The organism is Altererythrobacter sp. GH1-8, from assembly GCF_043702085.1.
In the GTDB taxonomy this organism is placed as follows: domain Bacteria; phylum Pseudomonadota; class Alphaproteobacteria; order Sphingomonadales; family Sphingomonadaceae; genus Erythrobacter.
In genome coordinates this window covers 1,706,958-1,732,003 of sequence record NZ_CP171690.1, presented here as the reverse complement: position 1 = coordinate 1,732,003, position 25,046 = coordinate 1,706,958, and the positions used below count along the sequence as shown (strand labels likewise).

Sequence of the window (25,046 nt, the reverse complement as noted above, 5' to 3'; positions counted from 1 at the left end):
CAGGCCTCTGGGCGAAAGCTCTGTCATCGAAGGATCGGGAGAAAAAATCCGAAAATGGTTCTGCGAAGTGACGACTGCTCGCGCTTTATGCCCGTCAATCTCCGTCCATGATATGCAATGACATATGATTAGTCAGCCATATATGTCGCTACAGATTTCTCTTGCTTTTTGAGAAACCTTTGTATATGCTAAAACATATAAACGTCGATCAACATATGCAGAACTATATTTATGAGCACGGCAATCGAAGACATCGCCGCAAGCATCAAAGCGGCTCGGATAGCAAAGGGCTTTACCCAGAAACAGCTGGGTGAACGGGTAGGTTTGCCCCAAAGCCATATCTCCAAGATCGAAGGCGGGAGTGTAGACCTACAGATTTCCAGCCTTGTCGAAATAGCGCGCGCGCTCGACCTCGAGCTGAAGCTTGTGCCTCGAAGGACCATACCGGCGATCGAAGGCGTTGTGCGCTCACAGCGCGAAAGAAGCGAGGCAAGTCGAGCGCTCGCAACGATTGCTGAAACCAACCGGTTCGCCGAGCGAGTACGGCAGACCTATCCGAGCATCACCGAGGTGAATGAGCTGCAAAGCGCACTTAAAAATATCCCGACCGTTAATCTCAATCCCGAAACGCTCAAGGCCATCCAGCAGGCCTTGCAGCCCGTCGCCCATCTGAAAAAACATTTTCAGGACTTCGGCTGGGCGCTTGAACAGCAAGAGGGAACGAAGAAGTTCGCCCAACAGATCGCGGCATCCACACGTGCCCTCCAGCGCGTCAGAAACCTGCAGGTCCACGCAATCGATCGAGATAGTGCCCCGAGACGGCCTGCTTACCGGCTTGAGGACGACGCCACATGATCGACGCAGCGGCTCTCGATATCTTTCTGGGTAAGACGCGCGTTGGAACGATTGCGCGCCTCGATGGAGATGCGAGCATCTTCACATTCGACGAGGTCTACCTTGCCGACCAAAATCGGCCAACGCTGTCGCTCGCCTACAAGGATGCGAATGGCGAAATCATTGCGGACACACGCAGCTATCGAACGAAAATCGAGCCGTTCTTCTCCAACCTCCTTCCCGAAGGCACGCTTCGCGACTACCTCGCCCGCCGCGCGGGCGTAAAAGCCGTGCGCGAGTACCACCTTCTCGCACAGCTCGGGCACGATCTTCCAGGCGCAGTGCGCGCCATCGCCGTCGACGCCGAGGAAACGGAGGCCGACGAGCCCGATGCAGAAGTGGTGGAGAAGCAGGCAGAGCGCGCGCTGCGCTTCTCGCTTGCCGGCGTGCAACTCAAATTCTCGGCGATCAAAGCCCAGGGCAAGAATGGCGGACTGACGATCCCGGTCACAGGCAGCGGCGGCGACTGGATCGTCAAGCTGCCCTCTGCAAGACATCCGGACGTGCCCGAGGCAGAATTCGCGGCGATGAAACTGGCCGCAAAGATCGGGATCGACGTACCTGAAATCGACCTTGTGCCCCTCGATCAGATCGATGGCATACCCGAAGGTATCACCCGTTACGGAGAGTCCGCTTTTGCCATCCGGCGCTTTGACCGGGGTGAAGAAGGACCAGTGCACACCGAAGACTTCGCCCAGGTGTTCGGTGTCTTTGCAGACGATAAATACGAGAATGCGAGCTACCGCCAGATCCTCAGTGTGCTGGCGATCGAAACCGACGAGCAAAGCGTGGTCGAATTCGTCCGCCGGCTCACCTACTCGGTGCTGATCGGGAATGGCGACATGCACCTCAAGAACTGGTCGTTGATCTATCCGGATAGGCGCAACGCGCTGCTTGCACCTGCCTATGACTTGCTTTCGACGCTCGCCTATATCCCGGGCGACGATGCTGCACTCAAGTTTCATAGCTCGCGCGAGTGGGCGTCCTACACCTATGATGAACTCGAGGCGATCGCCGATAGAGCTCGGCTGCCTGCCAGGCTGATCACCGCGACAGCAAAGGATGTCGTTGCACGGTTTGATGACGCCTGGAGCAGCGAAAGCGGACACCTCCCCTTCCCCGATCATGTGCGAAGCGCGATCGAAAGGCATCGCAAGACTCTTGCGATCTGAGAGCGGTTCCGAAATCCGATCGTTCGCGCGTAAGCACCACCTGGACCAACTGCCGGGCCCAATTCGTCAGAAAATCTTGCACATAGCGGCCCTTCAAATCCCGAAGTCCAGTGTCTTGCTCTTGCTTCGGGCGAGTTCCTTTTCGGCCTTGTTGGCCTCTTCCGGTTTCAGCTGATCAAGTTCGCCGTTTTTCTTTTCTGTCGGCGTCAACTGTGCGGTGACCTCGAGGGCCGAGGCCTTCTCGCCTTTGTTGCGTGCCACGGCTGCTCCGAGCCTGTCCGAACTGTCGACGACGAGTGTCAGGTGATCGCGAAGCCTCGTGATCGTCACCAGGAACGTTTTCTGGTTCGACAGGTTGCGCTCGCGGCTGTCCATGACTGCAATGCCGCGATCGGATGTCAGACCCTGCGCCATGTGGGCGTTGAGCGCATAGGCAAGATCGATCCGCTTCAGCATCGGATCGTCCTTTTTGAGCTCAACCTGGTCTCCCTTGGAAGTTTCGAAAGTGACCTTCCCGCCGACAACGGCAACCACCTTGGCCTGGTCGGCATTGAAGAGGCCGCGGCGATGATCGTTGCGGGTCCAGCGGATCCGGTCGCCTTCATGGATCTCGAGCTTTCTTGACTCATGCAAGGTCAGATTCTGGTCGCCCTTCCCTGCCCTGATCCGCGCGGGATCGAACCGGAACCGCTTGCCGCGCTTGTCCGCGACTTCGACCTGCCTGCCCTTCCGGTCCTGTCCCAAGACACGATACTCGCCCGCTGACAGTCCCAGGGCCTGTTGCTTTCTCGAGACCTCGAGCACCCGGCCAGGCTGGTAGGCTGACAGATGTCGCAGTTCTTCGCGGGTCGTGTTGACGCGATCCAGCACTCCAAGCTCGGCCTTGCCCGGTCCGATCTCGCCATTGGCGAGAAGTCCCTGCTGGACGGCAGCATTGACCGCAGAGCGGATGGCGCGGCCCGAAGCGTAGATCGAGGTGCGCGAGCGGGTGTCCTTGTCGAGCGCCAACCAGGTGTCAGCAGCGACCAGCGCGCCATCGCCCTTGGCCTCGAGTGTGTGCGGCTGCAGGTGACGCAGCGCCGTGCGTACATCACCCGCCTGCGCTGCCGCCTGCGCCTCGCGGATGACGGGGTCGCGGGCGCGCAGGTTGGTCGCCATTTCAGCGCTCGCCATGCCCGTCCGCTGCAGGAGCGCGAAGGGTTTGCCCGCATCAACTGCGCCGAGCTGCTTGCGGTCCCCCATCAGGACCAGGCGGTGAACGCCAGCCAGATTGGCGAGGCGGACGAGCTTTTCCTTGTCCTCATTCGAGACCATCGAAGCCTCGTCGAGGACAAGCACATGGTCTTTCAGCGCCGCCTTTGCCTCCGCGCGAAGCGCCGCGTTGCCAGGATCGTCGAGCAGCTTTTTCCAGCCACCAAGAAAGCGGGCCAGCGTCTGCGAGCCGATGCCGGTGTCGCGTTCGAGCATCTGGACGAGCGTGTTCTGGATCGCGAGCCCGATGACCGGGCGGCCATCGTCGCGCAGCACCTCGGCGACGGGCTTCAGAACGCTGCTCTTGCCGGCACCTGCAATTCCCTGGACCGCGATCGTTCGATCTTCGGACGTCAAGATCAGCTTCGCCGCTCCGAGCTGACCCGCATTCAGCCGGAACCCCTGCCCTGCCATTGCAGCGGACTGGACACGAGCGTTTGCGCTTCCCGGCTCAACTGCAGACGAGCTCGCACCCTTGCCAGCGGCAACCTCGGTCAAGATCCGCTGCTCGGCGATCACCGCGTCTCGCGAAGCCAGCCAGCCCGTGTGCTCTCCCTTGCCCGCTATGAGGTCGCCGGAGCGCACCAAGGCGCGGGTCCGTTTTTCAATATCGGCAATCGTCGCTGGCAACCCGAAATCGAGCGCAGCCTTGTAGAGCGCGGTGCGCTCGAAGGCAGCCTCGCGCTGCGAAAGATGACGCACCGCCGAAGCGACGGCCTGTGCCGCTGCGATCGTCTTACGGTCCTGTCTGAGGACCGACTTGGGCACAAGCGGATCAGCCGGATCGCCCCTGACATGCGCGGCGAAGCGTCCCAGCCATGCGCGCCCGCGCTCGACAAGCGAGCCGAACCTGCCAGTTTCGATCGACTGTTTCAGTGTGCGGGTCCGGGCCCGCTCGACCAAGGGCGCGAGGTCCAACCCGATCGATTTCGCGGTTTCGCTCCAGAGCTTGCCCAAGGTTTCGCGGTCCTCGATCGTGTCCTTGCTGGCGCGCGTATCGAGCGCGGCGATGCGGCCTGCTTCAAGACCAGGACCGCGCCGCGCATCGAGCACTTCCTGGCGGCGGCTCGAGAACGCCATGACCTGTTCGCGGGTGATACCGCGCGCCTCGAAATTGCCATGCTTGAGGGTCGGTCCCGGCTCATAGCCAAGCTTCTCGACCGCGACGCGAAAGCGCGCCATCGCGATAGAATTGAGCGTGGTGTTGAGCTGCCAGAGCCGGTCGTTCTTGAGCGTACGCCACTTCCCGTCCTTGCCTTGCGTGACATTGGCGATGACCGCATGGAAATGGAGGTTCGGCTCCTGGTTGCGGTTGGTGTCGTGCTGGAACAGGCCGATCGCAAGGTTTCCGGTGGCCTGCGTTACGATCTTGCCTTTCTCCACCATCCGGGTCTCGGCCGCATTCTTCTCAGCCCAGTCCAGCGCTTCGAGGACGGCTTCGCGGTAGGCGGGGATGATCCGCTCGTCCTTCCCGACGAGCGCCAGCAGCGACCAGCTCTTGGGAACGGAGAAGGTGAGGTCTGTACCTGGGCGGTGTGCCTGCCCGGGATTGCCGACACTGCTGCCGTCGGGCAGCTCGCCACGCAGCAGCGCGTCGAACGCTTGGGTCTCGACCTTGCCGTCGAGACCAAGGCGCCTTGCACCCTTGCCGACCCACCGGCCCGAGCGGTCGGCATCGGCGCTCGCGTAGTAATTGTCCGAAGCGAAGTAGCTTGCCGCCGCCGATGGCGAGCGGACATTGGCGACGGAAAGCATGGGCTGGGATCACTTTCTCTTGGCCCTCGTCCCCTCCCCGGTTGAGCGTCACATATCCGGATCGAAGTCCCCGTAATCGTGACCATGGTCCTGCCCCTGATCGGCATCGCGACCCTGCTTCGCTGCACCGCCCAGCAGCGACTTCTGCTGCTCTTCCTGGAGCCTCTGGTCGGCCTTGCCGCGCGCGACGTGTGCTCGCTGATGCGCTGCGGGATCGGGAATATCGGATCTGGCGGAAGGCACAGCCCGTTGCTCCATGCCGCGGTGCTCCTCAGCTTTCGAAGACAGAGGAAGTTCGGATTGAGCCGGCCGCTGAGGGTCCGATGTCGCCTTTTTCCCTCGCGCATTCGGATCGCGACGCTTCCTTGTCTGGTCCGGTCGAGCCTGATCGCCCTTGTTGCTGCGACGGGTCCGGCGCAGTTCCTTTTTGTCTTCCTTGTCGGCTTTCTTTTCAGCGCTGTCGGAGCGATCGTGCGCGTCCCTCATCCGGCGAGGATCACCATCATTGTCGCCTGTTTCAGAGGCTGCTCCGGCACCGCCCCCTGCTCCATCTTTACCATCAGAGTGCCGGGTCTGCGGCGGTGGCTTCGGCATATCGCGGGGAATGAAGCCTTCGGCTACCCGAGGCCAGTTGCGCGGTGCGAGAACCACGGGTGCCGCCGGAAATCCTTCGGGAAACTTGATGAAACCATGAAGGTTCTTGAGCTTCATCAGCTCGTCAGGAAGCAGCAACGGAACGACCTGGCGCCGGGGCGTCAGGCTCACCGCGTCACGCGCATTGTTGTAGCCGTAGCTGTAACCTTCCTCCATCTCGCGAACCTCGCGGTGGCCGATGATATCGGAACACCAGGTGGCGGTCTCGCGATCTGCTGTGCCAAGGATCAGCTTGGTGCGGGCAAGCGAGGAGAGGGTCATCGCCATGTTCTCACCGTAGACATCCTTGAGCTTGGCAAAGGCATGAATCCCGGTGACGATCGCGCCCCCGAAATTGCGCGCGGTCTGGAGGCCCTTTTCGAGTGAAGGGAGACGATGCAGGGCGCCCAGTTCGTCGATCAGGAACCAGAGCCTGATGTCCCGCGAGCGCTGGCCCGCCATCAGCGTATTGATCGCGGTATCGAGCCACAGCGTGAGTAACTGCGAGAGCACGCTCATGTCGATGTAGCGGGCAGACAGGAACAGGATCGAGCCCGGTCCTCCTGCCCCATTGATCCACTCGCGGACCGAAAAGGGCTTCCCGTCTTCGGGCAGCATCTGGAGCGCCTTGGCATTGACATTGAACACTGCACGCACCGATTCCGCCATGCGCGCCGCGCTCGGCGTGCTGATGGGACCGGCCATGGTATCTTCGACGAGACGGTGCAGATCGGAGAGATCGGCGTTCATGAGTTCGTGCGCCAGCGCGGCGTTGGTGCCCCGCCCCGCTTCGGCGAGCTTGAGACAGGTCTCGACGAACAGCGTGCGCGCGGCGAGCACCCAGAACTGTTCGGCGCCGCCCCCATCATGCGGGACGAGCGACTCCGCTGCGGCATGGAATTCGGCACGCGTGGAGCAATCGTTGAACACGCTCCATGCGGGGCAACGCGCGTCGAGCGGGTTGAGAATGATGTCGCGTTTGGGATCGTAGAAGGTTTCGACAAAGGCCCCGGTAAGATCGAAAATGACCGCACGTTCGCCCCGTTCACGGATCTCCCTGGTAAGCTCGGTTAGGACGACGGTCTTGCCTGTCCCGGTTGTGCCAACAAGCATCGCGTGGCTCTGCTCGAGGCGCCAAGGCCAGCTGACCCCTGCCAGATGCGCTGGAGAATAGAAGCCCGCATCCCGCAGCGAAGCCGACCCGGCCAGACGCCAGCGCCAGCCCAACGCATCGCCATACTCGCGGGCACGGGCATTGCGGTTGTGCGCGGCGATCTCCCGGTCAAGTTCACGCAAGGTAGCAAGCTCCGCCCCGCGCACATGCTTCTTCTGTTTGGACTTCTCGCCGAAGCGTTCGGCAACCCACCAGAAAAGAGCGAAGAGCGGCGCAAGAATGAACCCAGCAAGCCACAAGGCGCTGATCACCGCGCTCCGGAATAGCGCGACCGCTTCGCGCATCGGCGGGTAATCGGTCACGACGGAAATAGGAAAAGCAACGAGGTTCCCATCGGCCAGCTTGAGGTTCACAAGCTTGTCCGGATCGAACTCCATGAAGGCATAACCAGAGGCATAGGCATGCATCCACAGGAGGTAGACCTGATAGTCGTCTAGCGCGCTGCTTACGTCCCAATAGACCAGCCCGAGAACGACCAGGAGTGTCACGATCAGGGGTCCCTTGAGGCCCGCGGCAAACATGAAGCCGAAATGCCCGAGGAGCTGGCTGCCGCGGGTGAAGTTGACGAGATTATGCTTCATCGTCGCCTCCCATGGATCGGGGTGCAACGATACCGAGGCGTTCCAGCCGGCGCTGGTAGGCAGCGACCGTTCTGTCGCGCAGAGTGCTGTCGGGATGATGCGTAAGCAGCGCATCCAATGCGACCGTGATGAAGATGTGCTGGCGCACCGGATCGGTCGCCGGCGTCCTCAGATCAGCTTCGGTCGCGCGCTGCCAGGCATCGAAGATGCAATCGCAAACAACGATACTCGCGCTGACCCTGCGCTCGTCTGCTTGTTTCCTGATCCATTCGGCGATCAGGGGCGTGACATAGGTCACGAACCGGTGGTGTCTTTGCATTTTTCCAAGTTCCTTGTGTTCAAAGAACCTGGCTCACCCTTCGAAAGGCAAGTGCCACTCTAGGCCGCAGCAGGGGGTGTAGGAAAACGGAAAATTCACAAACAATTGCAGGAGGCTAGATGGATCTGTGCCGACTCGGCACGGTCCGGCGAGCAACTGGACCGCATCCGGCACAGAAGATGGTATCGGCGAAATTTCGTGAATTCGCGAAACAATTCCGCGCCTTCCATTGCAGCACCCGCTGCGTACGGTGTGCCAATTCTGTTCCCCATTGCGCGGCGAAATCCGGTGATCTTGGTCGTTCCGTTCTCGAAGGCATTTTCCAGCAAAGCCCTTGGCGGCGCGAGCATCCAGTTCGCGGCCGTAATCCAGCCTGATCTGTAATTGAAAGAATACCACGCACAAAGACCGCACCCCCGTAAAGGCTGCGGCAAAGGAGCGCGTGCGGTGCCCGGGACCGGGGCCTGTCGGTGCCGCGGCACCGCGCCGGACCGACCCGCTGCCGCTCGGGAGTGCGCGCGGGGCCCAGAACAAAAATGGCCGCGCCCGCAGGAGCACCGCCGAAGGCGGGGCGGGACCGAGCGCGTCCCCAGCCCCGCTCCACATTTCGTCCCGCTCCAGTGCCAGCGAACACGAAAAAAGGGCAGGAACCGTCACCGGCTCCTGCCCTCGTTTGGTCGTCAGTATTCGTCCAGCAAGGCCCCATGGACCGTGTGCACCACGCGGCTGGCGAGATGCGCAGGCAGTGCGTTGTAGTCACCCTCGTCCAGGGCGAAGTAGCCCAGGTCTTCATCTTCCACCACGTGCTGGTCGAAGAAACTGTGCAGGGCGCGCCTTTCGGCAACTGCAAGCGCTTCGAAATAGCTGTGCGCGTTCGTGTCCAAGGTGCTGAGTGCAGTCATGATATCCTCCTGAAACCTGTCGCTGAGACGACAGGAAACAGGCGGAGGGGCATGGGGCCGGCGGGTCAGGGATCGCCCCGAGGGCGACCGCGAAGCGGCGGTGGGGGCAACGATTTTGTCGGACCGGAGCAAAGCGCAGGGGAGGCAAAATGGTGGGGCCCCGCCGTCCTTGACGCGCCGGCCCTATGCCCATCACCCTTGGAACTCGGTGAGCCAGCCCCCTCCCCCGCTCCGTTACCTAGTGCAAGGGACGACCCGCGCGATTGGACTTTCCTACAGGCTGTGCCCGGGTGCATGTTGATCGAAGGGAGGATCCACCGAGGGGTGCAGGAAAGGAACCCCGATGCCAACCAAACGAAGCGCTGTCGCAGCACTCCGGAAACTCGAGGCCGACCGGCTGGCACTTGCCGAGCGCCAGAAACAACTTGAGGAGCAAGCCGCCCTAGAACTGGGCCGCATCATATTGGGAACAGGACTTGAGACCTTCTCGAAGAAGGCGCTCGCAAGAGTTGCCGGAGAACTTGGAAAGCTCGGCGAAGAAGCATCTCTGCAGAGGCTGCTTCCACCGGCTCGCTCATCTTCTCCTACCGAACAGTGAACCGGAGAGTAGGAACAGTAAGAAGGGGCCCTGTCCGGTAGGACAGGACCCCTTCGGGAGGGAGACCGACGGGAGAGTTCAGTCGATCTCGGGAGCGTCGGTGTTCTCGTTGTCGTCGCTCGAACCACTGCCGCGGGAGAGGAAATCGACCTTGTCCGCGAGGATCTCGGTACCGTAGCGCGTGACCCCGTCCTTGTCCTCCCACTGGGTGTAGTGGATACGGCCCTGGACGCTGACCAGCTGGCCCTTGGTGCAGTACTGGCCGACGGTCTTGGCGAGGCCATTGAAGCAGGTCACCCGGTGGAACTCGCTTTCCTTGGCGGTGTAGCCGTTCTCGTCCTTGTAGGTCTTGCCGTCCTTGTCGCGTGCTGGGCGATCGGTGACGACGGTGATCCCGGTGACATTGGTGCCGCCCTTGGTCTCGCGGGTATCCGGATCGCGGGCGATGCGGCCGGTGAGGATTGCGATATTGGTCATGGTGTAAGTCCTTCGGTTCCTCAAACCGGAGACCATCTCCGGCTTGCGAACATCCAGAAGAAGCAGGGCATGGGAGGACTGCACCGCAGGCCAGCAGACATCGTCTGGGGGCCGAAGGGGAACCTGTTCATGACGGGTGGTGCGGGCAGGCAGCGCAGCTGCCAACACGGCCGGCAAGGAACGGGTTGCTGTCCTCAGCTGACCTGATTCAGGACTGTTCGCGAAGAAAGCCGGATGGGTATCGGGTGCGGGCCTGAAGGTGCCAATACCCTGCTGCAATCAGCCTGCTCCATCGCCTTCCGATGCCGCCAGGAGATCCATGAAGTTGCGGGCTGCTTCCCGGTCTTCCTCGTTTTCGAACGCAACGTCGAGATCGGGGGCAGACCCAAACATGTGCAGGAACGACCACAGTGCAAAGCGCTTGCCCCGGTCGTCCTCAAGGCCGAGATCGACCCGGCAATGCTCAATGCCGGCTGCAAAGGTGTCGGGAGAAACCCCGGAGAGGTCGGTGGTGGCAAAGTAGCGCTGCAGCAGATCGTCAAGTTGCATGACCGGTCCATAGTCGGGTCGATGCCGGATGCACATGCAGACGTTTACGATGCTGATGATGAATGCCCACTCAGGACCCGGGAGAGGTGCCCAAGAGGCCGCGGCGATCGACCACCGTGATCCGGCGTGCCTTGGCATCGATGACGAGCCGTTCGGTCACGCCATTTCCCGGAAAGGCGACGACGTAACGCGGATTGAGCGCAAGCATTTGCTCGTTGCGCTTGAAGCCGGCGCGGGCACCAAGCCGACGATCGAGCGAATAGGTCAGCTGCTGCACCTCGCGGCGCTCGGCCCAGCTCGCTGCGAGGCGATCTGCACCCTTGCCATCGCCGCCATGGACCAGGAAGAGATCTGGAACCGCATCGCGAACCTTGTCCAGCGTTGCCCAGATATTGTCAGCATATCGCTTCGCATCCTCGGCGCTCTCGAAGCTCTGGCGACCACCGGCGAAGAGGACCGGAATTCCTTCCGGAATCAGAGCGTGACGCCGCTTCTCAGCACGTGCGCGGAGGAAATCGCGGGCATCGATAACAGCCGACGTGAGATGGCGCGAATGGCTCGCACGCGAGCCGGAAACGGGCTTCCACGAGGAACCGGTCTCGTCGCGGTAAAGTGCTGCCGCCGCCTCGCGCATCTGCTCAAAGGCAAGCATGCTGGCTTCGGCAGCCTGCGCACGCTCAACCTGCTCTTCAAGATTGCTCGAATGCACTTCGGACCCGTCGGCTGATGCGAGGAGGACCCGGATCTCGTCGCCGGCCCGGTCAAGTTGAGCCGACTTGCGGCTGGCTGCGCGGTGAAAGAGATTGACCACGCCCCAGGCAATATCCTCGGCATCTGCTTCCAGGGCCGTGTCGGAAAACATCGCGAAGAGGTCGGACCATACGGCACCAAGCGTCTGGTCGATCGCATCCTCGCAGGGAAAGTCGGTCTCGTTGAAGGGGGCTGGCCTGATGCTGAGGCCTGAAAGGTCGAGGCCGCTCAACTGGTCGATGAAGCTGTCGTACATGGGGTGTCTCCTGATCGCGGGGACAAGGAGAGGAGGCACCATTGCCTCGGCCCTGTCCGCCGGAGCCCGATCAGGGCCGGGAAAAGGGGCGAGACGCACCGCGTAGCGGGAAACCTGCGGCCCTAGGCTGGCGCGGGCAACACGGGCCGACGGGCCGCAGGTTGCGGCGCGCTCCGACCGGCCCAAGGGCCTTTCCCGGCGGGCAGGGATGAGGCAGGATCAGGGCACGGTGTCGCAAGCAGATCGGGAGCGCTCGAAGATCGCTTCGCCATTCGAGAACCGACCGACCAAGCGCAGCTCACCGAACAGGTCGATGAACCGTCCCGACACCTGGCCGAGCCAGTGCCGTGCCCTTGCCCTTCGCGGGTTGTAGAAATCGGCTTCCCAGTAGCGAGCGTCATCGCGCTCTACGAGCCAGATCGCCGCGAGACCGCAATAGGTCGATATGCCGCAATCGGCGAAGGCGTTTCGCAGGAGGATGCGATCCTCGCGGCCGCGCCATCCATCGAAGCGTTCAAAGGAAGGAAAGGCCGCCTTCGTGGTATAGATGATCTCGTCGACGAGGCACTCGTAGGCCCAGTCGACATCTTCGTCTTCGCCATCATAAAGCAGGCGAAAGGCTACCACGGAGCCGGTCGGATAGCTGACTGAACGTCCCATCTCTCTGCTCCTCAGGCTGCATCAGCGAGATTGATGTCGGGCTTGCTTTCGTGGGATTGGCAACCACCCAGTTTGAGCAGCAGGCTTGCCGCTTCCTCGGCCTTGGCCGCAGCAGTGAGGATCGCGCGCTCGTCCGATTTGAGGATCTTGAGCCAAGATGCGATGTAGCTGGCGTGATGGTCGAGGTGGGTGACCGGAAGACCCAGTTCGGCTCCGAGGATTGCCGACGAGAGTTCGGCGATCAGTTCTTCGGCAGCATAGGCGTCGCTGCCAAAGCGGTTCTTGAGATCGCGATCGAGCCGCGAGGAATGTCCCGTCCAGTGCGACAGCTCGTGCGCGAGCGTCGCGTAATAGTGGTCATACGCTTCGAACAGTTCGGTTGGCGGCATGGTGACCCGGTCGCGCATCGGCTCGTAGTAGGCATGAGCACCATGATGCCGCAGGTCTGCGCCAATATGGGCAAAGAAGGCATCGAGCCGGTCTTCGCCTCCTTCGGGATCAAGCGCAGCAATGAATGGCTTGGGATGATAGAACTCGGGGAGGCCATCGCACTGGTCAGCGTTGAACACGGCATAGGCCTTAAGCACGCGCCGGTTTTCGGTGTCGGCCTCGCCTTCGGCGTTTTCGACCTCCTTGGTGTAGCTCTTGTAGAAGATTGCGATGGTCGATTTCTCGCCCTTGCGGACCTGTCCACCAAGCTTATGGCACTGGCGGTAGGTGATCCAGTATGGCGAAGTGTAGCCACAGCCATCGGCCACCATCCACAGCCAGAAGGTATTCATTCCGCGATAGGGCGTTCCGCAAGAACGCAAAGGACGGGAGACTGGCACGCCGCGCCACGGCTTTACCCACGGCTTTGTCCCTTGCTCGAGCTTTTCGATGATGGCCGCGGTAATGCGCTGGGCTGGCGAAGCAGAGGCAGTGCGGCGGGATTTGGTCATGGGAGTTCTCCTGAACGCCGGGACGGGCATGTCCCGGTTCAGGAAAAGCAAAGCTCTCTCCCCTCTCGTTTAATGATTACGGCTATGCGTCCTCATTGAACATTAGAGGGATGCGTAAAGGTCAACCAAGAATGATCTTCGCTTTCGTTGCAGCTATGTCCGCTACTTGTGATGGCTTCGACGATCGCGCCCACTACTTGGTCCAGAAAATCCTGGGTCGGCTTCATTCACCGCCGCCGACTTCGTGATGGAAATCGAGGGTTCTCCCACACGTCAAATGCATCGGAAATCCCACCCTCGCCATCTTCCTCTTCGTCCTGATCAGTATGAATGAGCAACGTCATCATCCATCCGTTGTGCAGGCGATAAGCTTGTTCCTGCAGGGATGGGTGAGGACCTTCTGTCGAAAGAGCGAGCCACACTCCGGCGCTCACGTCATCCCAATCGGATTGCTGACCATTGGACAGGCGCGCGGCGAGTGAAGGTGTGGGCAGCCGGGTCCCGATCCGAACATCAATGAAAGGAAAACGGCTGGGCTTGTAGATTCGCCGGACGACATCATCCTTCGAAATGATAACCGCGCAAACGGCATCATTGTACTGCACATATTGAAGAGCGGTCGCTTCGTTACTCATATTGTAGCGCGTGGCCAGCGTGAACACATGCTCCAGCGCTGGTGTCCCCAGATTGCGCATATCGGGTTTGAAGTGCGCGAGCGGCATGAGCATGCCCGCACTGAACCGATTTGCCTCCAACTCCATCCGCCGCGCACGATTGTCACGGTCCGCCTCACGGATCGCCATATCGGCTTTCGAGCATGTGAACTGACCGGCGCGCGCGGGCTGGTGCGCGATAATAAGATAATGTCCGAGTTCGTGCCCGATAGTGAAGCGCTGGCGCTGCACCGAGCCCTTGCTGTTGACCAGGATGACGCCACTCGCGCGTTCGGGCTGTGTAACAAGTCCACCTTCGAAGCTGGCTGTTTCCAGCCGATGGATATCGGTGATGCCGACCGCCTCGGCCAATTCCTCAATCGGCACCGGGATCGGCATGTCGGGCACCTGCCGCATGATTTCAGCGATGATCTTTTCCGGCGAACCGCAGTCCGCGAGTTCGATCCGATCAATCTCCATCCTACCCCCCGGTTCGGCGCTTCTGCATCCCTTTGATAATGTCTTCGATCAGCTCGCGCTCCTTCGTATCGAGCGATTTCAGGTCGCGATACATGACGAGCAATTGTTCTTCGTCGCTGCCTTCGTCGGGAGCCTCTCCAACAAGGCTGGCAATCGAAACGCCGAAATGATCGGCGAGCTTCCGGACGAGCTCGATCGACGGATTCTTGGCGGTGCCCTTCTCCAGTTCCCAGACGTGCGCTTTCGATGCGCCGATGGCGTCCGCGACATCCTGAAGCGACTGTCGCTTTGCAGTGCGAAGTTTCTGAAGCTTCGTCGCCAAGGACATTGACCGATTTCCTTTCACGCATCCTATCATGCGGACACCCTCATAGGAATCAACAATCGTTCGGTCAAACGAACGTTTTCGTCCGGTCAGTTGACCTAGAGCGTCGTTCGGTATATCTTACGATTTTGTCGGGCCAATCAGACAAGGAATCGCTCATGAGTCGTAACCAGCATATTACACCCCACCGTCGTGGCTGGGCCGTTCAGCCGGCCGGAGGCCAGCGTGCGTCGTCCGTTCACCGGACACAGGCTGAGGCGATTGCCCGCGGTCGCGAGATCGCCCGCAATCAGGAATCCGAACTTCTCATCCATGGCCGCAACGGCCGAATTCGCGCGCGTGACAGTCATGGCCGCGACGAATTCCCGCCCGAAGGCTGAACCAAGGGAGCCCTGAAATGACGTACCAGAAGCCGATCTTGCCGCCTTCGGCCGCCGATGCTCTCCTGATGGACGTCGCGCGCCGCATCCAGCTCTCGCCCACCAAGCATGACGAAGCCGAACAGCATTATCAGGCGCTCTGCGCCCATGTGGATCGGCCCGACAGCCCGCTCCACGGGAAGGTGATCGCCTGCTATCCGGGCGGTAGTTTCGCGACCGGAACCGCGATCGCATCGCGCGTCTCGAAAGATCAGCACGATGTCGACGTCGTGATCGAACTCGATATTTCGCCGTTCAGTGAGCCGTCGGGCGTGCTGGCGACCCTTTTCGTTGCGATCAACGGTGAGGAAGGCAGCCGTTATCATGGGCGGGTGACCCTCAACAGCCGCTGCGTCACCGTAACCTATGAAGACGGCACACGCGTCGATCTCATGCCGATCGCCCGGCTCGACCAAACGCCCCTGAAGGCTGGCCATCTTTTTCACTGGCGCCAAGAGACCGCCGAAACCTACCACAAGACGGTCAATCCTTGGGGCTTCGCCGATTATTTCAATCGTGAGGTGGCGTTCGATCCGGTTTTCGCGACGATGTTCGACGCCCGTCGCCAGATATCGGATGGCGTGGTCGCGAAGGCCGAAACCGACCCGCTACCCGGTCGCGTTCCGCTCTCGGAAAAATCCTCGCGCGTCGTGGCGCTCCAGTTGCTGAAGCGGAATCGCGATGTCCGCTACCGCTCGCGCGATGGTCGGAAGCCGCCGTCGGTAGTGCTCGCGGCTATGGCTCTGGATAGCGGTCCGGCGCAGTCCGGGCTGGTTGACGAGGTCGTCAATATTGCCTCGCACATCAGTGGCCAGCTTCAGGATCACGTTCGCCGGTTTGACACCTTGGTCGTACGCAACCCCTCCTTCCCGGAGGATATCTTCACAGATCGATGGCCTAGGGAGGTCGCCGCGCAGAACGTTTATATGCGTGATCTCGATCATCTGCAGCGGCAGCTTGGTCGCCTTCGCAGCGACAACGCAAATCTGACCGAAATGCGGACCATCCTCGATGACCTGTTTGGCGAGACGGCGGCGGGCTTCGCGGTCGAACGCTTTCTCGATGCAAGCCGGCGCGAAGCCGAACGCGGCGCGATGCGCTTCGGAACGACCGGACGCATCCTTACCGGCGCGCCCGCCATCATCGGCGCTGCGACCAGCACAGCCGCGCGCGCCAGTACCAACATGGGTGGCGGATGCATCCCGGACTGATCAGCATCGAGAATCAGATTGCCGCGATGGCCGAGCGCTGGCCCGGCTTCAAGGTCATCGAGCGCGCCGATCGATACGCTGTCTGGCAGGGACGTCTGCAACCTCTCCAGCGCTTTTACACGGTTCGGATCGGCTATCGTGTGCCGTTGGCGATCGAGGCCTTCTCGCTGCTGCAGGTTCAACCGCGCGTTCAGATTCTCGATCCCGTTCTCGAACGGCATTCAGACTATGAGGAAGGCCCTGTCCCCCACGTCTATGTGAACCGCGACGAACCAAGGCTGCCTTATCTCTGCCTGTTCGACGCCTATAATCGCGAGTGGACTCCGAGCGATCTGCTCGCCGAGACGACGGTGCCGTGGAGTTCGCGCTACCTCTTCTTCTATGAGGGTTGGCTCGCGACTAAGTCATGGCGCGGCGGCGGTCGGCACCCGACACGAGAGGAGCAAGATGGCATTGCAAACAAAAAGGCCATCGCGGCGGTCTGACGGCACATTAGTCGAGCAGCGGGTGCAATTGCCCTGGCCTACCGACAAGCCCTTCCGCATTCTCTCGATCGACGGCGGCGGGATTCGCGGCATCCTGCCGGCTGCTCTTTTGGCAGAGTTTGAATCTCGCCACTTGGATGGCCGCTCGGCAGGCGAATATTTCGACCTAATCGCCGGGACGTCTACAGGTGGTATCATTGCCCTCGGCCTGTCAATTGGAATGCGCGCAAGCGAAATCCTCAAGCTCTACCTCGATCATGGCGAAGCAATATTTCCGCCAATCCGCCCCCCTTTTAGCAGGCTTAAATCGGGCCTTCGCTTTTTCCATTCGTTGACTCGCTACCAGTATGAGCGTGGTCCACTCGAACGCGAGCTACGCAAGCTGTTCGGCGAGCGGCAAATCGGCGATGCGCACTGCCGTTTGTGCATACCGGCATTCGATGGCTTCACCGAGGTCCACATCTTCAAGACACCGCACCACCCCGACTTCAAACTCGACTGGCGCGAGGAAATGGTGACAGCCGCACTCGCAACCTCCGCGGCGCCGACTTTCTTCTCCGTCTATAGGAATGGGGAGCGGCGCTTTGCCGACGGAGGCGTCTGGGCGAACAATCCTGTTATGGTTGCGCTAGTCGATGCGCTAAGCTGCCATGATCTCAATCGGCGCCAAGTCCAGATTCTGTCGCTCGGCTGTGGCGAGTCCGAGATGCTTATCTCAGATGATCAGGTCCGGCTCGGCGGACTATGGCACTGGAAAGAGGTCATCTCGTCGGCAATGCGGCTTGCTAGCCAGAACGCGCTTGGTCAAGCAGGACTTCTCATTGGTCGCGACCAACTCGTGAGAATTGACGCGCCCCTGATGCCTGATAACCCCATCGAGCTCGACGATTATTATCGCGCCAAACAAGTTCTGCTTCCACTTGCTGCGCCCTTGGCGAGCACTTTTGACGAGGTTGTTAGCCAGCGCTTTTTCGCAGTGCCTGTCGATCCTTATGAAGCATTTCATGGCTCGCGAGCGGGCTAATGGCCGACTATTCGGTGAGCGAAGCCGAAGCTGACCGAGGGCTTCCAGCCCAAATGCGGCTCAGATTTTAACATCCAGATGGCGGCCCGTCCCGAGAGGGACGGACCGCCTGCCGAGTGACCTGGACCTGTCAGGAGGGGTCAGGCTGCCTGCTCGGCAATCTCGTCAGTTCCTTCGGCGTTGACCGCCTCGTCTCCGTCGTGGTCGGCCAATTCGACTTCTTCAGAATCGTTGAACCGCATGATCGGCGGAACCCAAGCCTGCGCCCGTTCCTTGACCTCGGGCTCGCCAATGAAGTTGCCCGAGAAGATGCGTTCGGCAGCGCTCGCAAGCTCAGCCTTCTTCGATGCGGCATAACGACTGACCAGTTCGGGACCGCCGGCGGCGTCGAGCGCTTCGAGCGTGCGCGCCTTAGCCACCCGGTCGAAGTAGTTTTTCGCCGTGGGACGCCACCAATGCGCGGTCTCGATTTCGAGGAGCGAGCCGAGTGCCTCGTGCATCGGCACCGATCGTTCGCCTTCGCAGGCAAGGCTGGCAACCAGAGTGCGCGAGACGACATGGCCAAGCCATGCTGAGCGCGCCTCGTCGGAAAGCGCTCGGAATTTCGCGAACCGCTCGACATCGCTTTCACCCGCACGCCAGTTTTCATCGAGCGACCCGGCGAACTCGGCAAGCGCGGCACTCGCCGGCGCATCCTTCGCCTCGAACCCGGTGATAGGCCCGGACGCGACCGAGCCAACGAGGGTCGACGCTTTCTTGGCGCGCCAGTCGTGCCCATCGGCATCGGCGAGCGTGAAGACCATGAAGTCGAGCGCTAGTGCCGGGTCGTTGGCGAGATGGATTGCCAGGATGTCGCGGCGCTGCATTGCGAGTTCGTCGAGCAGGCGCTGGGAAAGCGAGCTCCCCTTGGGCTTAGCCGCACCGCTCTCTTCAATGGCCTCGACCACGCCTTCGTCAGCGATGACCTCGGTCTCGGTGTAGAACTGCGGGACCAGGGTCGGCTCGCCATTGCGCGAGAGGACGAGGAAGGCGCCGGCCTCCGGTTTCAGTTCGTCGGCGAGTACCGGCGGCCGGTCATTGAGCACGCGCATGGCACGGTCGATCACCACTAGTTCCTTCTCGGCCTTGGCGACCTCGTCCTCGTCGCTGTCCTCGTCTTCGAGCACAGCGGCGACGCGGTCGTAGTCGGCCTCGAGCTCGCCGAGTTCCTGAGCTTCCTGTTCGGTCATCGGCGCAGGGTCGCAAGGCAGACGGCTCAGACCTTCGACGAGGTCATGGCTGACGTAGTTGCCAAGGGTCGGGCGCACCCAGGCAAGGCCATATTCGAGCGCGGCCTTTTCTGCGGCTTCGTCCATGGCCTTGTGCGCGAGGTCCTCGAGCAGCGCGACATCGATCCAGCTCTCGCTGGCATCATCGTCGAACAGTTCGCGCTCGATCCGACCACCTGCGTCGAGATAGGCATCGCGTCCGACTAGCACAGCTCGCGGATCGGAACCGCGCACCGTGGCATCGAGCACCATGCGGCGGATCGTGTCGGGCGTGATCTGGTACCAGGCGTGCTGCAGCTCAGCATAGACATGCGCCTGGCGCTCGACGTCGGAAATCGCGCCGTAGGCCTTGGCCATGTCGAGCGTGATCGTGCCTTCGGCGAGCGCTTCGAAGACGCAAGGCGCGAGACTTGCCAGGCGCAGACGCCCTTCGACGAACCGGACGGTGAGGCCGAAGCGGCGCGCCACGTCTTCGGTGGTAGCCCCTGCCTCGATGATGGAGGCGAAGGCCTGCGCCTCGTCGGCGGGGTTCATCGCGAGGCGCTGGAAGTTCTCAGCAAGACTGGCTTCGCGCACTTCGCTTTCTTCGCCTTCGATGACGAGGCAGGTGACCTCGTGGTTCTCGGGCAAGGTGCCCTCTTCGGCCAGCGCCTGCAGCGCGGTGAGACGGCGACCGCCGGCCTCGACTTCGAACTTGCCGCGCTTTCCTTTGCGCACGACGAGGTTCTGCAGCAGGCCGCGCGCAGCAATGTCTGCCCGCAGCTGGAGGTCGGCCAGCACGTCGCTCGACTTGCGAACGTTGCGCGGGCTCGGGACGAGCTTCTTCAAGGGAATCGACTGGATCATAGGTGTTCTCCTGATGGATTGAAGGCGCAGGTGAGGATCACGAGGCCCACAAGCCCAAAGGGCTCCCTCCACTCTCATTCTGAGAATGGGGTCTGCCCGAGGGATCAGGCGGCAAGCGCGGGAAGGATCAAAGAGGCTTTCGACACCGGGACGAACAGCCGCGTGCGGTAGCGGATGATCTCGGTGAAGCAGCCCTTGTTCTTGTACCAGTCGAGCCGGTCGGGCGAGAACCCGGTCAGTTCAAGGCGCTGTTCGCCGCCGACCAGCGAGCGCTTCACAGTCAGGGAGTCGTGGCTTGCGAGGCACAGCGGTTTGCCGCTGGCGAGGACGAGGTCGCCGATCTGCTCTGCCGATGGTCCGGTAACCCCGGAAAGGCCAAAGGTATCGGCGATTGCAGCGAGATCGACATCGAGCACTTCGCGGCCGATGATCGACTGGCCGTCCTCGGCAACGAGCCGGGTGACGCGGACATGATCGCCGGGGAGGCGCTTCCAGACCGGGAGCAGCAGTCCGGTGGCGAGATGGACGCGCTCGGTAACCGGTGATTTGGCCGCCTCTTCTTCCTCGGTCCTCCAGGCGCTGGTGAACGCAGTGACGCCAATTTCTTCCCAGTGGCTCTCACCGAGTGCCTCAAGTGTCCAGTTCGCGGACTTGAGCGGTCGCAGAAGGCGCCGACGTTCGATCACGGCCCCGTCGTCAGCGATAAGGCGCCGGGCAGGAACCGAGAGGGCGACCTTGCCCGAGCGCGTATTGCGCATCGGGATAGCGTGCGGGCTGCCGATCTCGTGCATCCGCACCAGGCGCTGCAATCGCAGAGGCCGAAGGTGCCTCGTCATTTCGAGCGAGACGAGACGGGTCTCGGCTCCGGTCACGGGATCGGTGCGCAGGAGTTCATCTGCCAGGACATTGAAACGATCAACCCTGACGGTTTCCAGTCCCTGGTCGAGCGTTCCGGCCTCGCGCGCGGCTTCGATCCGCGCTTCGACGAGACCAAGGTATTCATCAAATATGGCGTTCTGGAGCGCGATCGGCAGCGCGAGAATGCGGTTGAGCCAACGCTGAATCGTCGGGAGATTGTCGGTCAGCCCGCCATCGGGGTTTTCGAGCCGGAGACCCGTACGCTCGACAAAATTCCCGAAACTCGTGGCTTCGAGCTTGCCGTCATAGAGCAGCTGGAACCAGCGGCTGAGCGCGTCGCGCGCATAGTCGCTTTCGAGATTGTCGGCCGGGTCGAACAGGTTCTGACCGCCCGTCTGGCGCTGGCCGCGCGTCAGCGCGCCCAATGCGTCGAGCCTTCGCGCAATGGTTGAGATGAATCGGCGTTCGCCCTTTACGTCGGTGGTTACCGGCCGAAACAGCGGGGCCGAGGCCTGGTTGGTGCGGTTGGTACGACCAAGACCCTGGATGGCGTTGTCCGCGCGCCAGCCCGGCTCGAGCAGGAAATGAACCCTGCGCTGCTGGTTTCGGCAGCCGAGGTCGGCATGATAGGATCGCCCCGTGCCGCCCGCATCCGAGAAGACCAGGATGCGCTTGATCCCTTCCATGAAGCTTTGGGCTTCGGCGACATTGGCGCTGGGGCTACGCCGTTCGAGGCGCTGCTCACCATCGCGGCCCAGTACAAGCCTGCGGGTCCGGCCCGTGACTTCGGCCACGGCGTCGGTTCCGAAATGTTCGATAATCGCATCGAGCGCAGTGGCGATGGGCGGCAGTGCGCAAAGCTGTTCGATCAGCGCATCGCGCACAGCAATGGCGCGCGGGCAGAAAACGGGATTGCCCTCTCCGTCGCTCATCGCCTCGGAGCGAAGATTGCCGTCCTCGTCGGCGAATACCTGCATCAATCGTATCGGGAAGCTCTTCGTAAGGTAGTCGATGACGTATTCACGCGGGGACAGATCGATATCGAGAGCTTCGCGTTCTTCCACGGTAAGGTCGGCAAGGCGCCGGTCGAGCATGGCCTCGGCGGTCGAGACCAGCTGCACGACAACCGAATTCTCTTCGCCAAGCGCTACTTCCATCGCGGGGATCAGGCTCTGCAATTTCATCGAAAGCAGGAGCTGGGCAAAGAAGCGCTGCTTGGTGCCTTCGAAGATCGATAGCGCCGCAGCCTTGGCATTGCGGTTGAGCGTGTCGCCGCTGTCCTCGTCGACCACGCGGGTTGCTTCGAGCGCAGCTTCGAGGTTGCGGTGGATGATCGCCCAGGCATCAGCATAGGCATCGTAGATCCGTACCTGTGCTTCGGTCAGGCTATGTTCGAGGATGTCGTACTCGACCCCGGCGAAGGACAGCGCACGGGCAAGATAGAGGCCCTGGGCCTTGAGATCACGGGCGACGAGCTCCATCGCCGCGACGCCGCCAGCGCGGATCTCGGTCATGAATGCCTCGTGGGTCGGAAAAGCGGTCTCGGGTCCCCAAAGGCCGAGGCGGGAAGTGTAACCGAGGTTGGCGATATCCGAAGCGCCAGTGGCAGACGCGTAAAGCACGCGGGCGCGCGGCAAGTGGTTCTGCAGCCTGACGCCCGCCATCCCTTGTTCAGAGCCCTTGACCTTGCCGCGGATTGAAGAGCCCCCGAGCGCATTAGCCATCGCATGGGCTTCGTCGAAAGCGATCACGCCGTCGAAATCCTCGCCCGCCCAGGCAAGGATCTGGTCGAGCCGCGTATCCTCGGCGCGGCCCGAGCGCAGCGTCGGATAGGTGACGAAGAGAATGCCTTCGGACATCGTTACGGGCTGGCCGAGTTTCCAGCGCGAGAGCGGCTGGAGATCGAGCGGTAGTCCGCCAAGCGCTTCCCAGTCGCGGCGTGCATCTTCGAGCAGCGCCTCGTTCTTGGTGATCCAGACATGCCGGCGCTCGCCTGCGAGCCAGCGGTCCATGATGACCGCTGCGATCTGCCGTCCCTTGCCCGCTCCGGTCCCGTCGCCAAGGAAGAAGCCCTGCCGGTAGGTGTGCCCATCTTCGGACAGCTCCAGCGAGGTGGCTTCCTGGCTGACCTTGAACTGACCTGGAAGATCACGCGAAAATGCCTGGGCAGCGTAAACGAGTGTCTCGCATTGCGCTTCGGACAGCAGGCCATCGGCCTGCCAACCTGCGGGAAGGCGCGGGCAAACATCGGGCTGCGGTGCCGCGACCGAACCCATGGCGACCGATTCCACGAGCGGGGTGGGATGGACCGGCGCATCTTCGAAGGCGATGCGGCTGGGCCGGTAAGGCAGGTAGATGCCTGCCTGTTCGGGCACAGGCGCGGGGTCGGCGAGGACCGAATAGGCAAGGTCGATCGCATTCGCGCTGGCTGCTGGTGTCGCGGCGAACGGCGCCACCGGCCGAACCGGCGCGCTTTGGGTCGAAGTCTTGCAAACGAGGCGCACTGGCTTGCCGACTGGCAGGCGATGGATGTTGGCGGATGTCTGCGCACGGGGCGGAAGCGCAGTGATAAGCTCGTGGAGCGCGATCAGGTCGGCAGTATCTCCGGTGATCGCGGGCGAAGCCGCAGTCGGCGTCTTGTCGAACACGACCAGTCGAACGGCAATCCCCGTCCCTGTCCGGCGAAACATCTGCTCCAAGCGGACATTGAGCACGAGCGACGTTTCGTCCTGTGCTTTGGCGAAAGCGGAAGCATCGAAGCCTTCGGGCATGATGGCGACTATCCTCGCCCCATTTGCAGCCACTCGGATCGCACCGCGCAGGTGACGCATGGCGGTCTCACCGTCCTTGCCGCGTTCCTGGCTGCGGGCGAATGGCGGGTTCATCAGCACGACCGACGGAACAGGGCCGCGCACCAGGTCGGCGATCAGCTCCCCGTCATACGTGGTGATCGCGGCTGCGGGGAAGATGTGGCCGAGGCAGTCTCGTCTTGCCGGATCGATCTCGTTGAGGAGCAGCGAAGCGTTCTGGACGCTGCCCCAAAGCGCAAGGGCGCCATTACCGGCGGATGGTTCGAGAAGCGTGTCTTGCGCAGCAACTGCTGCGGCCTTCGCCATCAGCCAGGCCAGCATTGGCGGGGTCGAGAACTGTTGGAGCTCGACCTGTGCTTCGCTGCGCACGTGCCGCGGCGGCAAAGCTGCTTCGAGCCAGTCGAACCGCGCTTCGGCTTCGTGTACATTCGTCGCCAGATCGATCCGTGAGGACTCTCGAAGCCAGAGTAGTGCGCCGATCTCGACCGCGCTGTTGTAGTCGTCGATCGTCCAGGCACCTCCCCAGTCGAGAACACCGGTCTCTTCGGCGAACAGCCCGGAAATGTCGGTACGGGTAAGATGACGACCCGAAGCAAGAAGCGCGGCAACTCGGGTGCCAATGGCATAGGCCAAGGGTATGGACGGCAACTGCTCGCCGGCGGGAAACAGGTCTGATTGAAACATGGCAATTCGTCCTCCTGATGGGGGCATCGGGACACGCCCTCTGCCGGATCAAGAAATCGAGAAGCCCTCTCTCCTCTAACGCGCCGCTTTGCGGCGCAGCCATGCTATGAGTTCATCGTTCCAGTCGGTATCGCTTGGATGTGGCTTGCGGACTTGGATCGTCCGCCCTTCCTGCGCGTAGGCTCCGAGGCCACGCGAGGCGGCCAGCTCGCCGCCAGCATCATGATCGACGAACAGATGAAGCTCGGTCACACTCTCGGGAATGCTTACGAGACCGAAACGCTCATTCCCAAGGGTCGCCCAAACGGGAATGCCGGTGAGCGCATAGGCTGACAACGCGCTCTCGATCCCCTCGGCAAGGCCGAGCTTCCCGGAAACCGGAGCAAAGAGACGGACAGCAGCTTCACCGAGCGAGCCAAGCGCGCGCTTTGGCTTGTCGAAGGTGGCCTTGGTTGAAGCCTCGGTGGACAAAAACGTGCGGTGGATCGCGATCGGCCCCTCATCGAGGCTGACCGCCGCAATCATAGCGGGAAGAAAGCGGGCCTGTCCTTTCGGCCCGAGCGGCGTTTGCGGATGAAAGCGAAGAGCTGAAGATGCGGCCAGGATGCCGCGGCTCTCGAGGTAGGCCTTCGCCGGACTGGCACCCAATGGTTCCGCTTCGCGCCAGATCCTCAACGCTGCTGCCGAGGGTGTGCGTAGCCTTGTTGGCTCGATCTGATCCTCGGCCGAAGAACCCGAGAAAAACCTGGCCACCTCGAAACCTTCGCGCGCCATTGCGGAAAGCACGCTCTGTTGATCGCAGCCCGCAAAGCAATGGAAGAGAATAGCCTTTCGGCCGAGCGTCACGCCGAGCGAAGGTGTGCGGTCATCATGCGCGGGACAGCACGCCATCCCCTTTGTGCCTGACCATTTGCCCCCTCGGCTTTCGCAGATGTTGCGGGCGGTGTCCTCAAGCGAGGTACGTGACAGGGTTGAATTCGAAACAGGCATACCGGCTCCATCGCCTCACAATTGCCCCCTCCAGACGAACCCCTCTCCTCTCGGATAAACTTGCAAAAAAAACGTTTTCCT

21 protein-coding genes are annotated in these 25,046 nt (G+C 61.7%); 7 read left to right on the top strand and 14 right to left on the bottom strand.

Going from position 1 to position 25,046, the window contains the following annotated elements; translation table 11 throughout:
* Positions 1–231: 231 nt before the first annotated feature.
* Positions 232–855 (top strand): helix-turn-helix domain-containing protein, encoded by a 624-nt coding sequence (locus tag ACG9DO_RS08440; RefSeq protein ID WP_173214042.1) that lies wholly within the window; start codon positions 232–234, stop codon positions 853–855.
* On the top strand, positions 852–2,066 hold the full coding sequence (locus ACG9DO_RS08435) for a type II toxin-antitoxin system HipA family toxin (RefSeq protein ID WP_173214040.1): 1,215 nt from the start codon (positions 852–854) through the stop codon (positions 2,064–2,066). Before ACG9DO_RS08440 ends, ACG9DO_RS08435 begins: the two co-directional genes overlap by 4 nt.
* Positions 2,067–2,159: 93 nt before the next feature.
* On the opposite strand, the gene mobF is transcribed toward ACG9DO_RS08435, so the two are convergent.
* From mobF to ACG9DO_RS08415, 4 genes are all read right to left on the bottom strand, one after another.
* Positions 2,160–5,072, bottom strand: coding sequence for a MobF family relaxase (gene mobF, locus ACG9DO_RS08430; RefSeq protein ID WP_278016122.1), 2,913 nt, complete (start codon positions 5,070–5,072; stop codon positions 2,160–2,162).
* 48 nt (positions 5,073–5,120) lie between these two features.
* On the bottom strand, positions 5,121–7,460 hold the full coding sequence (locus tag ACG9DO_RS08425) for a type IV secretion system DNA-binding domain-containing protein (protein ID WP_278016123.1): 2,340 nt from the start codon (positions 7,458–7,460) through the stop codon (positions 5,121–5,123).
* On the bottom strand, positions 7,450–7,779 hold the full coding sequence (locus ACG9DO_RS08420; protein WP_212451721.1) for a hypothetical protein: 330 nt from the start codon (positions 7,777–7,779) through the stop codon (positions 7,450–7,452). Before ACG9DO_RS08420 ends, ACG9DO_RS08425 begins: the two co-directional genes overlap by 11 nt.
* 680 nt (positions 7,780–8,459) lie before the next feature.
* Complete coding sequence (locus ACG9DO_RS08415) at positions 8,460–8,681, bottom strand: hypothetical protein (RefSeq protein ID WP_212451787.1); 222 nt, start codon at positions 8,679–8,681, stop codon at positions 8,460–8,462.
* A gap of 343 nt (positions 8,682–9,024) precedes the next feature.
* On the opposite strand from ACG9DO_RS08415, the gene ACG9DO_RS08410 reads away from it, so the two are divergent.
* Complete coding sequence (locus ACG9DO_RS08410; protein ID WP_212451789.1) at positions 9,025–9,279, top strand: DUF6437 family protein; 255 nt, start codon at positions 9,025–9,027, stop codon at positions 9,277–9,279.
* A 78-nt stretch (positions 9,280–9,357) separates the two neighbouring features.
* Here ACG9DO_RS08410 and ACG9DO_RS08405 read toward each other — a convergent pair whose 3' ends face one another.
* From ACG9DO_RS08405 to ACG9DO_RS08375, 7 genes are all read right to left on the bottom strand, one after another.
* Positions 9,358–9,756: a single-stranded DNA-binding protein gene (locus tag ACG9DO_RS08405; RefSeq protein ID WP_278016124.1), complete on the bottom strand. Its 399-nt coding sequence runs from the start codon at positions 9,754–9,756 to the stop codon at positions 9,358–9,360.
* A gap of 279 nt (positions 9,757–10,035) precedes the next feature.
* Complete coding sequence (locus ACG9DO_RS08400) at positions 10,036–10,305, bottom strand: hypothetical protein (protein WP_212451793.1); 270 nt, start codon at positions 10,303–10,305, stop codon at positions 10,036–10,038.
* A 70-nt stretch (positions 10,306–10,375) separates the two neighbouring features.
* A complete protein-coding gene (locus ACG9DO_RS08395) occupies positions 10,376–11,311 on the bottom strand; it encodes a DUF2493 domain-containing protein (RefSeq protein WP_212451795.1) in 936 nt (311 codons plus the stop codon).
* A 219-nt stretch (positions 11,312–11,530) separates the two neighbouring features.
* Positions 11,531–11,971, bottom strand: coding sequence for a hypothetical protein (locus tag ACG9DO_RS08390; protein ID WP_212451797.1), 441 nt, complete (start codon positions 11,969–11,971; stop codon positions 11,531–11,533).
* Between the two features lie 11 nt (positions 11,972–11,982).
* The gene (locus tag ACG9DO_RS08385) at positions 11,983–12,912 is read right to left on the bottom strand and encodes an ArdC family protein (RefSeq protein WP_212451799.1); all 930 of its coding nucleotides are present in this window, start codon (positions 12,910–12,912) and stop codon (positions 11,983–11,985) included.
* Positions 12,913–13,139: 227 nt separating this feature from the next.
* Positions 13,140–14,045 carry an ImmA/IrrE family metallo-endopeptidase gene (locus ACG9DO_RS08380; protein ID WP_278016125.1) on the bottom strand — a complete coding sequence of 302 codons (906 nt, stop codon included), beginning with the start codon at positions 14,043–14,045 and terminating at the stop codon, positions 13,140–13,142.
* Between the two features lies 1 nt (position 14,046).
* Entirely contained in the window at positions 14,047–14,373 is a 327-nt protein-coding gene (locus ACG9DO_RS08375) for a helix-turn-helix domain-containing protein (protein WP_278016126.1), read from the bottom strand.
* A 155-nt stretch (positions 14,374–14,528) separates the two neighbouring features.
* On the opposite strand from ACG9DO_RS08375, the gene ACG9DO_RS08370 reads away from it, so the two are divergent.
* From ACG9DO_RS08370 to ACG9DO_RS08355, 4 genes are all read left to right on the top strand, one after another.
* Positions 14,529–14,750, top strand: a complete 222-nt coding sequence (locus tag ACG9DO_RS08370; RefSeq protein WP_212451804.1) for a DUF2188 domain-containing protein — start codon at positions 14,529–14,531, stop codon at positions 14,748–14,750.
* Positions 14,751–14,818: 68 nt separating this feature from the next.
* Complete coding sequence (locus tag ACG9DO_RS08365) at positions 14,819–16,000, top strand: nucleotidyltransferase (RefSeq protein ID WP_278016127.1); 1,182 nt, start codon at positions 14,819–14,821, stop codon at positions 15,998–16,000.
* Complete coding sequence (locus tag ACG9DO_RS08360) at positions 15,985–16,485, top strand: hypothetical protein (RefSeq protein WP_212451808.1); 501 nt, start codon at positions 15,985–15,987, stop codon at positions 16,483–16,485. The genes ACG9DO_RS08365 and ACG9DO_RS08360 overlap by 16 nt, the downstream gene beginning before the upstream one ends.
* Positions 16,448–17,509 carry a CBASS cGAMP-activated phospholipase gene (locus ACG9DO_RS08355; protein WP_278016128.1) on the top strand — a complete coding sequence of 354 codons (1,062 nt, stop codon included), beginning with the start codon at positions 16,448–16,450 and terminating at the stop codon, positions 17,507–17,509. Before ACG9DO_RS08360 ends, ACG9DO_RS08355 begins: the two co-directional genes overlap by 38 nt.
* Before the next feature lie 140 nt (positions 17,510–17,649).
* Here the strand turns inward: ACG9DO_RS08355 and ACG9DO_RS08350 are convergent, their stop codons facing one another.
* The 3 genes from ACG9DO_RS08350 to ACG9DO_RS08340 all read right to left on the bottom strand — a co-directional run bounded on the left by ACG9DO_RS08350 (position 17,650) and on the right by ACG9DO_RS08340 (position 24,965).
* Positions 17,650–19,623: a ParB/RepB/Spo0J family partition protein gene (locus tag ACG9DO_RS08350; RefSeq protein ID WP_212451814.1), complete on the bottom strand. Its 1,974-nt coding sequence runs from the start codon at positions 19,621–19,623 to the stop codon at positions 17,650–17,652.
* A gap of 104 nt (positions 19,624–19,727) precedes the next feature.
* The gene (locus ACG9DO_RS08345) at positions 19,728–23,975 is read right to left on the bottom strand and encodes a strawberry notch-like NTP hydrolase domain-containing protein (RefSeq protein ID WP_394726998.1); all 4,248 of its coding nucleotides are present in this window, start codon (positions 23,973–23,975) and stop codon (positions 19,728–19,730) included.
* 75 nt (positions 23,976–24,050) lie between these two features.
* Positions 24,051–24,965, bottom strand: a complete 915-nt coding sequence (locus ACG9DO_RS08340) for a toprim domain-containing protein (RefSeq protein ID WP_212451816.1) — start codon at positions 24,963–24,965, stop codon at positions 24,051–24,053.
* Positions 24,966–25,046: the final 81 nt, after the last annotated feature.